Raw genomic sequence first — 11,441 nt, 5'->3', positions numbered from 1 at the left:
AAGACTAGGAAGTGCCGGGAGGCGCGTCATCGTGCGGCGGTCGGCATCCGTCTCCGCCCACGGTAGGAGGCCGGGACCGATGAAATCCGGATGAAACGCGGCGCGCTCACTCCTGGCTGAGCGCGACCCACTTCAGCTTCTCCTGTTCCCGTTTCGGCAGGCCCGCGACGACGAGGTCGTAGGAGTCCTCGATCAGCTCCCGGACGAAGTCGCCGGACAGCGAACCGTCCAGCCGGACGGTGTTCCAATGCTGCTTGTTCATGTGATAGCCGGGGATGATCTCGGGATGTTCGGCACGCAGCCGGACCGCGACGTCGGGCTCGCATTTGAGGTTGATCCGCAGCGGTTTCGCCTTGAGCGGGCTGAGCGCGAACATCTTGCCCGCGACCTTGAACACACTGGAGTGCTCGTCGAACGGGAACTCCTCACGGGCACCGGGGAAGCCGAGACAGAGCTTCCGGAGAGCGGCAGGGGTCATGGCATTCAGCGTAAGCGGCACCACCGACAGAAACCTGTCCTGTCGTGCGCATTGACCGTCTGTCGGTGATTCGTTGACGATGAGTGGAGCCGACTGGGTGGAGGCGGAACACATGCGCGTGAAGCAGCTCGCGGTGGCGGGAATCCTGCTACTGGGCGTCGTTCCCGGAGTCGCCGCGGCGGCACCGGCGGGTCAAGGTCAAGTCGAGAGCACGGCCGCGAACGGCTGGGTGGGCACCTGGGCGGCGGCGCCCGCGGCAGGGGTGGCCGGGACCGACAACGGCTACCCGAACTTCTCGATCCGCAACATCGTGCACACCAGCGCCGGCGGGCACGAGGTGCGGGTGCGGCTGTCCAACGCCTTCGGCCGGACGCCGGTGCTGTTCGGCCGGGTGACCGTCGCGGTCGCCGCGGGCCCGGACACGCCCCAGGCGGTCCCCGGCACGATGCGCACGCTGACCTTCGGCGGCGATCGCGAGATCACCGTGCCACCGGGCGCCGACATCCTCAGCGACGGCGCGGCGCTGCCCGTGCCGAGGGACGGCGATCTCCTGGTCACCACGTACACACCGACGCCGTCCGGCCCGGTCACCTACCATCCGCTGGCCATGCAGGACTCGTACTTCACCCGGAACGGCGACAAGGCGGCCGACGAGTCGGCCGCGGCGTTCCCGGAGAAGACCGCGGTGTGGCACTACGTTTCCGGAGTCGACGTCCGCGGCGCCGGACTACAGGGCAGTGTCGTGGCGATCGGCGACTCGATCACCGACGGGGCGAACTCGACCCGGGGCGCGAACCTGCGCTGGCCCGATCAGCTCGCCGACAAGATCAGCGCCCGCATGGGCGTGCTGAACGCCGGGATCAGCGGGAACCGGCTGCTGCTCGACGGCGGCAACTACGGCGTCAACGCGCTGGCCCGGCTCGACCGGGACGTGCTGAGCCAGTCCGGCGTGCGGACGGCGATCGTGTTCGAGGGCATCAACGACATCCAGCAGACACCGCACCAGACCGATCCGAACAAGATCATCTCGGCGCTGAAGCAGATCGCCGGCCGGGCGCACGACCGCGGCCTGCGGGTGCTCGGCGCGACGATCACGCCGTGGAAGGGCTGGGGTTCGTACACGCCTCAACTCGAGGAGACCCGGCAGGCGGTCAACCGGTTCATCCGCACCAGCAGGCTCTTCGACGGCTACATCGACTTCGACGCGGTGATCCGCGATCCCGCCGATCCACAGCGGATGAAACCGGAGTACGACTCCGGAGACCACCTCCATCCCGGGGACAAGGGTTTCACCGCCATGGCGGACGCCGTCCCGTTGCGGCGACTGAAGTAGGAATCAAGGGCTGCGCCAGGCGGTTCCTTGGGGCACGATGAGCTGATGGCGATCAGGAATGACTAGCGGCGACAGCGGGATGCGGGCGACGGCGCGGCTGGTCCGGTTCGCCGAGCACGAAGCGCGAGCGGAAACGCTCCGGGCCCGCCTGGCGGATCTCCACGGCACGATCCGGCTGGCGAAGCGGACCTCGAACCTGTTCCGCGCGCGGACGGCGACCAGTACCCCTGGTCTGGACGTCTCCGGGTTCACGCATGTGCTCGACGTCGATCCCTTGGCGCGCACGGCCGACGTCGAGGGAATGGTCACCTACGAGCAACTGGTGGACGCGACCCTGCCACACGGGCTGATGCCGATGGTCGTGCCGCAGCTCAAGACGATCACGCTCGGTGGCGCCGTCACCGGCCTCGGCATCGAGTCGTCCTCCTTTCGCAACGGCCTCGTGCACGAGTCCGTGCTGGAGATGGAGTTGCTCACCGGCGACGGCCGGATCGTCGTCGCGCGGCCGGACAACGAGCACAGCGACCTGTTCCACGGCTTCCCGAACTCGTACGGGACACTCGGCTACGCGCTGCGGCTGAAGATCGAGCTGGAGCCGGTCAAACCGTACGTGCGGCTCGACCACGTCCGGTACGACGACACCGAGGAGTACTTCGCGGCGCTCGGCGAGGCATGCCGTGACGGGGTGGCCGATTTCGTGGACGGAACCGTCTTCGGGCCGGGCGAGCAGTACTTGACGCTGGGCACGTTCACCTCGTCGGCGCCCGCGACCAGCGATTACACCTGGCTCGACATCTATTACCAGTCGATCCGCTCGCGCGAGGTCGACCATCTCAGCGTCCGGGACTACCTGTGGCGCTGGGACACGGACTGGTTCTGGTGCTCGCGGGCGTTCGGCGTGCAGCGCCGGCTCCCCCGGCTGCTGCTGGGCAGGCGGCTGCTGAGGTCGTCGGTCTACTGGAAAGCGGTGGCGCTCGACCGCCGGTTCGGGATCGCCGCGAAGCTCCTCAAGCTGCGCGGGCTCCCTCCCGAAGAGACCGTCGTGCAGGACATCGAGGTGCCGCTGTCGCGAGCCGCCGAGTTCCTGGACTTCTTCCGCCGCGAGATCCCGATCAGCCCGGTGTGGGTCTGCCCGCTGAAGCAGCGGCCGGGTGGCGTGAACTCGCCACTGTACGAAATGGACCCGGGAACGCTGTACGTCAACTTCGGCTTCTGGTCCGCGGTCCCGCTGGATCCCGGCGAGGCCCCGGATACGCACAATCGGCTGATCGAGGCCGAAGTGACGCGACTCGGCGGGCGGAAGTCGCTGTATTCCGACAGTTTCTATTCCGAAGACGAGTTCTGGCGGCTGTACAACGGCGACGCCTACCGGAAACTGAAGACGGCCTACGACCCGGACGGCCGCTTGCTCGACCTGTACGCGAAATGCGTGCGGCGGCGGTGACACGGGCCGGGAAGAAGAGAGACGAACATGGCTGAGACGACGACCGTCGGGAAGATCTTCGAGCGGTTGCTCGGCCCGAACGCCGAGGTGTCCATCACCGCCTACGACGGCAGCAGGAGCGGTCCGGCCGACGCGCCGGTGTCGATCCAGGTACGGTCACCGCTGGCGCTGACGTACCTGATGTCGTCCCCTGGCGACCTCGGGCTCGCCCGCGCCTACGTCGCCGGAGCGCTCGATGTGGACGGTGACCTCTACTCGGCGTTGCGCGCGCTCGTGGCCCAGGTCGATCAGCTCAGCCCCGCGGACCGGGTGTGGCTGCTGCGCAAACTCGGCCCCACGCACCTGCGCCGCGTCGCCCCGCCCGCCGAGGAACTGCCGAGCAGGCTCAAGCGCACCGTCGACGGGTTGCGGCACTCGAAAGCACGCGACAGCAACGCGATCTCGAACCACTACGACGTCTCGAACCGGTTCTACGAACTGGTGCTCGGGCCGTCGATGGCCTACACCTGTGCGGCGTATCCCTCTGCCGACGCGTCGCTGGAAGAGGCGCAGGAGCACAAATTCGACCTGGTGTGCCGGAAACTCGGCCTGCGTCCAGGGATGCGGTTGCTGGACGTCGGTTGCGGCTGGGGCGGAATGGTCGAGCACGCCGTCTCGCATTACGGCGTCGAGGCGCTGGGCGTCACCCTTTCGCGGGAGCAGGCCCAGTGGGCGCAGAAGGACATCGTGACCAAGGGGCTCGCCGACCGGGCCGAGGTGCGGCATCTCGACTACCGCGACGTCACCGAAACGGACTTCGACGCGGTGTCGTCGATCGGGCTCACCGAGCACATCGGCGCGCGGAACCTGCCGTCGTACTTCCGTTTCCTCGCCGGGAAACTGAAGCCGCACGGACGCATGCTGAACCACTGCATCACCAACCCGGACACCTCGGTGGCGCACCGTTCGCGCGGGTTCATCGACCGGTACGTCTTCCCCGACGGCGAACTGGAATCCGTCGGTGAGATCGCCACCGCGATGCACGACAGCGGGCTGGAGGTGCGGCATTCGGAGAACCTCCGCGAGCATTACGCCACCACCCTCGGCGCCTGGTGCGCCAACCTCGACGCGAACTGGGACGAAGCCGTCACCGAAGCGGGCGCCGGGCGGAGCCGGGTCTGGGCGCTGTACATGGCCGCGTGCCGCCTCGCCTTCGAGCGGCGCGAGATCGAACTGCACCAGGTGCTCGGGGTGAAGGTCGGCGAGGACGGTGACGCGGGCATGCCGCTGCGGCCGGACTGGGGCGTTTAGCTTCAGTGGCGAAAGGCTTCGGCGAGCCACCACGAGCCGCCGTCGTCGGCGATCTTGGCGTCGATGACGAGCGGTGCCTGGCGTGGCCCGCCGAGCCACTCCTCGACAGCGGCGAGGTCCTCGATCGACCGCACGGTGACGCCGTCACAGCCGAAACCGCGGCCGATCGCGGCGATGTCGGTGTCGGGGAACCGGACCGTGGCCATGTCGGCGTCGCCGAAATGATGGATCTCGGCGCCGTACGCGGCATCGTTGTAGACGATCACCACGAGCGGGATCCCCAGCCGGACGGCGGTTTCCAGCTCGGAGACCGCCAGGTGGAACCCGCCGTCGCCGACGCCGAGCACCGGTAGCCGCTCCGGCCGGGCCAGCGCCGCGCCGATCGCCGTCCCCAGACCGAGTCCGATGCTTTGGAACGCCTGTGTGAAGCAGAAGCCGTTCTCGTCGGGGACGGACAGGTACGCACTCGGGTAGCCCATGAAGTTGCCGGAGTCGATCGAGACCACCCGTTCGGCGGGCAGGATCTCGTCGAGACGGCGGCTGAGCGTGCGCGGATCGATCCTCCCGCCGCCGGATAGGTCGTTATACGGGACGTCGTTCCATCGTGTGCTCGCGGGGACTTCACGGCTCGCTCGGTGGCCACGCCTGGCGAGCTCCGCGTGAACGTCTCTCGCGGTGCTGGTGACGTCGCCGACGACACCGAGGGCGACCGGACGGTGCGCGCCGAGCGCGGACTGGTCGACGTCGACCTGGACCAGCCAAGCGTTCGGATCGAGAAGCTTGCCGTGCCGGGTGGTCCACATGTTCAGCGCGCACCCCCAGCCGATCACGAGGTCAGCGTTTCCGATGAGCTCCGCCGTCCGTGGGGACGAAAAGCCGCCCGAGATCCCGAGCGAAAAAGGGTCGTCGTGGAAGAGACCGTGCGCCACCGCCGAGGTCGCCAGCAGCGCGCCGGAGACTTCCGCGAGTTCCCTGAGAGCGGCGGCGCTCGCCCGCGCGCCGCGGCCGGCGACGAACACCGGCCGCCGCACTCCGGCGAGGAGGTCGGCCAGTTTCGCGACCGCCTCGGCATCCGGTCTGATCGGCGCCGGACCGGGGACCTCCGGTATCTCGACCGCGTCGGGCGCTTCCTGCGCTTGGACGTCGAGCGGGAGGTTGAGCAGGACGGTCCGGCGTTGCTGCACGGCCGTCCGGTACGCGCGGACGGTGTCGGCGACCGCGGTGGGCGCGCCGTGGACGCGCTCCGGCACGGCTCCGACAGCGGTCGCGAGCGCGTCCTGGTCGATCCGGAAGTTCGACAGCACCGAAGACGCCGAAGTATCCCCGCTCAGGACGATCATCGGCGTCCGGCTCTTGGCCGCCTCGGTGATCCCGGTGAGCGCGTTGGTCAGCCCGCAGCCCTGGTGGACACTCAGCACCGACACGCGGCCGCTCATCCGCGCGTACGCGTCGGCCATACTCGCCGCGCCGCCTTCGTGCCGCGCGGCGACGAACCGCACTCCGCCCGCCCGCAACCCGTTGGTGGCCTCGAAGTTGCCGCTGCCCACGACCCCGAAAGCGGCATCGACGCCGAGCTCCGCCAACGCGCGGCCGACCAGCTCCGCGACCTTCATGCCCGCTCGACCAGCGCGTAGACCCGGGCAGGGCTGCCGGAACCGCCGACGATCGGCAGCGGGCTGACCACCAGCAAGGCACCGGTAGGCGGCAGGCTCGCCAGGTTCCGCAACTGGGTCAAGCCGTGTTTTCCCGCCCCCAGAAGGAGTTCGTGACAGGGGAAGGCCGGCTCGATGGCCAGTGCCTGTCCCGCGTCGGTGCCCACCGTCTCGACGCCGAACCCGGTGATCGGCGCCTCCTCCGCGAGCCAGCGGGCGCACTCCCCCGAGATACCCGGCGTATGCGGGCCGTCCTCGTCGTTGTTGAGGAAGGACTCCTGGTCGTGCGAACGCGCGTCCCAGCCCGTGCGGTAAAGCAGCCAGCCGCCGTCGGGCAGCGGGCCGTTCTCGCGCTCCCACTCGCGGATATCCTCCACGGACAGGAGGAAATCCGGGTCTTCGGCCGCACGCGCCGACGCGTCGAGCACCACGGCCGGGGCGACCAGTGTGCGCAGCGGCACCTCGGAGACGTCGTGACCGTCCTTGCCCGACACCCAGTGCACGGGGACGTCGAGGTGGGTCCCGGTGTGCTCGCCGGTGTGGATGTTGTTCCAGTACCAGCGCGGCCCGCGTTCGTCGTAGCGGCTGATCTCCTCCAGGCCGAACGGGATCGTGTTCGCGAACGGCTCCGGCAACTGGAGGATCGGTGTGCTCTCGCTCAGCGGCGCGGTGAGATCGACGACCTCGATCGCGCCGGTGGAGATCGCGGTGTTCAGCTGGGCCAACAGCGACATGCGTGCCTCCCGGATGTGACTGGCGTTCTTGGCCACCTTAGGCGGGTTTGCGGAGTGTGGGCCAGGATTGTCGGACGTCACCGATACATTGCGTCGCGGACTACATGAGGAGGACATCAATGGTCGAGGTGGCACTGCGGTTGGTCGAGGATTCCGATCTCGACGCCCTGTTCGAACAGATGCGTGACCCCGAGTCGGTCAGGATGGCCGCGTTCATCGCCAGAGACCCCGACGATCGCAAAGCGTTCGACGCTCATATGGCGAAGCTGAGGTCTTCTCCGGACATCATCCTGCGCGCGGTGACCGGTGACGGACATTTCCTCGGCACCATAGGAAGTTTCGTCGTGGAAGGTGATACTGAAATCACCTACTGGATCGAAAGTTCGTCCTGGGGGCAGGGAATCGCCAGTCAGGCAGTCGCGCTGCTCCTCGACCTCGTCGAGGTCCGCCCCTTGCACGCCCGCGCCGCCAGCGACAACCTCGGATCGCTTCGAGTCCTGCAGAAGGCAGGCTTCACGATCATCGGCACCGAGAACTCCTACGCCTCCGCTCGGGACGCCGAAATCGAAGAAACCATCCTTCGCCTCGGTTAGTGAGGGCTGATCCTGTCCAGAAGGGACACTGTCCAGACAGGACATACGCGCGGGGGTTTTCCCGTGTCGGGTGGGTGAGTGTGTCCCGAGCGCCACGCCCGGGACACTCACCGTCTCAAACGTGGCGCTCGTGACGCACTGCCCTGATGCCCGAGGCCGAAGCGTACTGAGACAGGGCCGATGCACCCTGGCAGGACCCAACGCCGCGACCGGCAGGGGCGCGAGCGGTGGAGCACGATATCTCGCCTTCGGCCCAGTAACCCACTTTGCCACTCATGAACACGCGCGAAACCATTCTTACGACATACTTCAGGAACACGATCGCCACCGCTGCCCCACGTGGACGCTCGCGACCACTGTGACGACAGGTGTTATTGAGGGGTCAGGCAAAGGTGGCGTGTGACTGGCCTGCCCACCTGCTGGTTTCGGATGTTGCGAAAGCCACGTTCGCAACGCTCAACGTTGCGAACGTGGCTTTCGCAACACCGCCGAGCCTCCGCCGCCCACGAGACCCGCAGTACCCGCAAGACCTGCCGTGAAGGGGACTTTCCGCTCATGCGATGAGAAGAAAGTCCCCTTCACCACACTCATGTCTCCCGAGCGCAAAGTCCGTGAAGGCCTCCTTGAGGGACCCTGGGTCCCTCAAGGAGGCCTTCACGGACATCACCTCCTGCACTGTGCCGACTATCTCCTGTAGATGCCAACTATCGCCTGTCGTCACAACCACCCTGATCCGGAAACTAAATTCGAAACACTTTTCACGTTCGCACATGTGTTCGATTTCCGGTATTCTTGGTTGGTGTCCAGTCAACGGATCCTCGAGCCGCCGCACGAGTTGTGGCGTGCCGGTGCGCGGGAGCTCGCGCACGGTGTGGTCGAGCGTCTGTCGGTGGCACGCCAGGCTTTGGCGGAAGTCGGGCAGTTTCTGGTGGAGATCGAATCCCGGGGTCCTATGGAGTTGTTCGGGCACGGCTCCACGGCGGGCTGGTTCGCCGAAACCGCCCGGATCAGCCCCAAGGAAGCAGGAGCCACCGTCGCGCGGGCAGTCGCGCTGAACGAGGGCCGGAATCTGGACGGCACCCCCGCGCCTGCTTTCGCGCCGATCGCGGGGGCGGCCGCAGCCGAGGGTGACCTCGGCCCTCAGCAACTCGACCCTCTCCTGGCGGTGCTGAAGAAGATCCCGGCCGACGTGTCAGCGGAAGACCGGTCGGGGGCCGAGCGGATTCTGGTGAAACTGGCCCGCAACGCCGGTCCGCAGCAGATCGCCAACGGCGGCGCGGAACTCTTGGGCCACCTCGATCCCGACGGGAACGAACCCAAGGACGAAGACCTCAAGCCACCCTCCCGCGAAGTGCATCTGCGGAAACGTGATGACGGCTGGTGGCGACTCAACGGCCTCCTCGACCCCGAGTTCGGGGCTCGCGCGAACGCCCTGTTCGAGACGTGGGGACAGCGAAGACCCGTCGACGAGGACGGCAACCGCGACCCCCGCACCCCCGGCGAACGCCACGGGGACGCGTTGTTCGACGCAATCCACTACGCGATGACCAACGACAAAGCCCCCACCCTGTCCGGAGACCGCACCACCATCGTCGTCACCATCCCCCTCGACACCCTCACCACAGGACTGGGGATGGCGTGCGTCGACGAAGTCACCCAGATCACCGCCCGCCACGCCCGCATGCTCGCCTGCGACGCGAAGATCATCCCCGCGGTGCTCGGGTCGGAAAGTGAACCCCTCGACATCGGCCGGGCCGCCCGCACCGTCACCCCCGCACAACGCCGGGCATTGAACCTCCGCGACCACGGGTGCGCTTTCCCCGGCTGCCACCGCAAACCCAAGCACTGCGAAGCCCACCATATTCTTCCCTGGGGCGCACTCGGCGACACCGACCTCGGCAATCTGTGCCTGCTGTGCCGCTACCACCACATGGTCATCCACGGCCAATCCGGCTGGACAGTCCACCTCGCCACCGACGGCAGGCCCGAGTTCGTTCCACCCCAATACCTCGACCCACTACAGAAGCCACGCCGCTGACCCCGAGGGAGCCCGCCACCACCACCGGCGACGGGCCCCTCGGCATGCCCACGTTCAGTTGAACCAGGTACCGAACATCGAACTCTGCGACCGTCCGGCCAGCCGCTCTCCGAGATCGACCGCTTGTGCCTCGGTGAGCAGGCAGATGTAGTCGGTGACCGCCCGAGCGCACCGGGCCTCCTTGTTCTTCTCGGATATCCCCTCGGCCGTGTCGTCATGCGTGATATCCCGATAGATCCCCCGGAGTTGGATGGGGATCTTCGGGCTGCTCGGCGACTTCTCCAGACACGCGAGCAACCGATCGAAGAGGGAGCCGATGATCCTCTTCTGGCCTTCCTGGTGGATCGCCAGCGGCGGCCTGTCGATCACGTAGAACCACGTGAGTTCCTTCAGCGCGGCGACCCGGTACTGACTGCTTTGTTCGATCTCCACGTAGGGCGGTTCGTCGAGAAGCCGGACCGCCTTCACGAACCGGGTGAGATGGCCGCTGCTGATCTTGTTCATCTGCACCCGGTTCTTCCGGGTCTCCCAGCACTGAGAGTGCAGGCGCCCGCCGAACTCGGCGATGATCGTGTCGAGCTCGTTCCGAAATCGAAACTCGTCGAATCCCTTGTGTTCCTTCAAACGACCGAGGCCATGCTTGACCATTCTTTCCTTGTCGACCGACAAACTATGCAAAGGGATCAGCCCCGCCCGGAAGTAGTCCTCGAGATCATGGGTCGCGTAGCTGATGTCATCGGCCCAGTCCATCAGGACCGCGTTCGCCGACCTCAAGTCCTCGCGGCTGCCTCTCCTCGCCCAATCGAAATCCACCTTTTCGGTCTGATAGGCGCCCCACTTGTCGCCATAGCCACGGTCGGTCCACAAGGCCGTCGGCTTGGCCGAACCACGCGGCTTGAGGCGCGGGTACTTGAGGATCGCGTTCAACGTCGCCTGGGTCAGGTTGAGGCCCGCGTGCTCCGTCTTCCGCCGCGCGAGTTTCGTCACCACTCGGAAAGACTGCGCGTTCCCCTCGAAGCCTTCCAGCCCGTCCACCTGGGCCAGCCGCTGGTCCAGGACCTCCTCGGCGATGTGTCCGAACGGCGGATGCCCGATGTCGTGCACGAGTCCCGCCGTCTCGACGACGTCCTCGTTCAGATCCGATCCCTCCGGAAAGCCCGCGTCACTCGACTTGTAACGCAGATGCTGCACGAGTCTTCGACCCATCTGCGCGACCTTCAGACTGTGCGTGAGCCGGTTGTGCAGCACCAGCTGCTCATTGACCGCGGCGACCTGCGCCACCCCCGCCAGCCTCCGAAACGCGGATGAATAGAGCACTCGGTCGCGGTCGCGTTGATACGCGTCCCGGTAGGTCTCCTCCTCGCGCACTTTGTGGCGTCGAGCCTTTCCGGACGTCCCCTCCGACATGGTCGCCTCCTCGTCGTAGCTCCAAGAGCCTTGAAAAGAAGGCGGACCATGCCGAGAAATCGTTAACGGCTCCGCGCTGGCGGCGAAGTCATCGGTACTGGTTCGCGACCGAACCGCAACCCGGATCAGTCCAAAATCGCCAGCTCCAGCCCTCGCAACCGGTCTTGGTCCGCGATGACGTCGATCTCGGTGATCCGCCCGTCCTCGAACGTGAACGCGAGCACCACCGAAGGCCGTCCTTCGTCCGCCATGACGAGGCCGACGCCGCCGTTCACGAGCGCGAGCTGCGTGACAGCCGCCCGCACGGAAGCGGCCGCGGCACCCCGCGCCACCATGCCGGCACCCCGCAGGAAGACCGGCGCGGGCGAGGGGCCCGCCGCCTTGTCGGCACGGAGGACGACGTCGGGGTGGAGCAGTTCGAGGAGCGCTTCGAAGTCCCCGCCGCGGGCTGCGGCCAGGTAGGCGTCGACGA

General features: G+C 67.1%; 10 protein-coding genes. 5 read left to right on the top strand and 5 right to left on the bottom strand.

Annotation, left to right across the window (positions count from 1 at the left end):
* Window positions 1–106: 106 nt before the first annotated feature.
* The gene (locus tag CFP71_RS00480) at window positions 107–478 is read right to left on the bottom strand and encodes an MmcQ/YjbR family DNA-binding protein (protein ID WP_093931822.1); all 372 of its coding nucleotides are present in this window, start codon (window positions 476–478) and stop codon (window positions 107–109) included.
* Between the two features lie 112 nt (window positions 479–590).
* Here CFP71_RS00480 and CFP71_RS00475 point away from each other — a divergent pair, with 112 nt between their 5' ends.
* Genes CFP71_RS00475 through CFP71_RS00465 form a run of 3 tightly spaced genes read left to right on the top strand, consistent with a single transcriptional unit; the run spans window position 591 to window position 4,545 of the window.
* A complete protein-coding gene (locus CFP71_RS00475) occupies window positions 591–1,811 on the top strand; it encodes an SGNH/GDSL hydrolase family protein (RefSeq protein WP_093931867.1) in 1,221 nt (406 codons plus the stop codon).
* 58 nt (window positions 1,812–1,869) lie between these two features.
* Entirely contained in the window at window positions 1,870–3,255 is a 1,386-nt protein-coding gene (locus CFP71_RS00470) for an FAD-binding oxidoreductase (RefSeq protein WP_093931821.1), read from the top strand.
* A 27-nt stretch (window positions 3,256–3,282) separates the two neighbouring features.
* The gene (locus CFP71_RS00465) at window positions 3,283–4,545 is read left to right on the top strand and encodes a class I SAM-dependent methyltransferase (RefSeq protein ID WP_093931820.1); all 1,263 of its coding nucleotides are present in this window, start codon (window positions 3,283–3,285) and stop codon (window positions 4,543–4,545) included.
* A 2-nt stretch (window positions 4,546–4,547) separates the two neighbouring features.
* Here CFP71_RS00465 and CFP71_RS00460 read toward each other — a convergent pair whose 3' ends face one another.
* On the bottom strand, window positions 4,548–6,158 hold the full coding sequence (locus CFP71_RS00460; RefSeq protein ID WP_093931819.1) for a thiamine pyrophosphate-binding protein: 1,611 nt from the start codon (window positions 6,156–6,158) through the stop codon (window positions 4,548–4,550).
* Window positions 6,155–6,931: a cyclase family protein gene (locus tag CFP71_RS00455; protein WP_093931818.1), complete on the bottom strand. Its 777-nt coding sequence runs from the start codon at window positions 6,929–6,931 to the stop codon at window positions 6,155–6,157. The genes CFP71_RS00460 and CFP71_RS00455 overlap by 4 nt, the downstream gene beginning before the upstream one ends.
* 119 nt (window positions 6,932–7,050) lie before the next feature.
* Between CFP71_RS00455 and CFP71_RS00450 the strand changes: the two genes are divergently transcribed.
* A complete protein-coding gene (locus CFP71_RS00450) occupies window positions 7,051–7,524 on the top strand; it encodes a GNAT family N-acetyltransferase (RefSeq protein WP_093931817.1) in 474 nt (157 codons plus the stop codon).
* 799 nt (window positions 7,525–8,323) lie between these two features.
* Window positions 8,324–9,562, top strand: a complete 1,239-nt coding sequence (locus CFP71_RS00440; protein ID WP_093931866.1) for an HNH endonuclease signature motif containing protein — start codon at window positions 8,324–8,326, stop codon at window positions 9,560–9,562.
* A gap of 54 nt (window positions 9,563–9,616) precedes the next feature.
* Here CFP71_RS00440 and CFP71_RS00435 read toward each other — a convergent pair whose 3' ends face one another.
* On the bottom strand, window positions 9,617–10,969 hold the full coding sequence (locus tag CFP71_RS00435; protein ID WP_093931815.1) for a deoxyguanosinetriphosphate triphosphohydrolase family protein: 1,353 nt from the start codon (window positions 10,967–10,969) through the stop codon (window positions 9,617–9,619).
* A gap of 125 nt (window positions 10,970–11,094) precedes the next feature.
* Window positions 11,095–11,441: sigma-70 family RNA polymerase sigma factor family protein (locus tag CFP71_RS00430; RefSeq protein WP_167405946.1), on the bottom strand; the 347-nt coding region annotated here is incomplete at its 5' end.

The organism is Amycolatopsis thailandensis (assembly GCF_002234405.1).
GTDB classification, from domain to species: Bacteria; Actinomycetota; Actinomycetes; order Mycobacteriales; family Pseudonocardiaceae; genus Amycolatopsis; species Amycolatopsis thailandensis.
The sequence above is the reverse complement of the archived record's forward strand: the minus strand, read 5'-3'. Positions and strand labels throughout refer to the sequence as shown.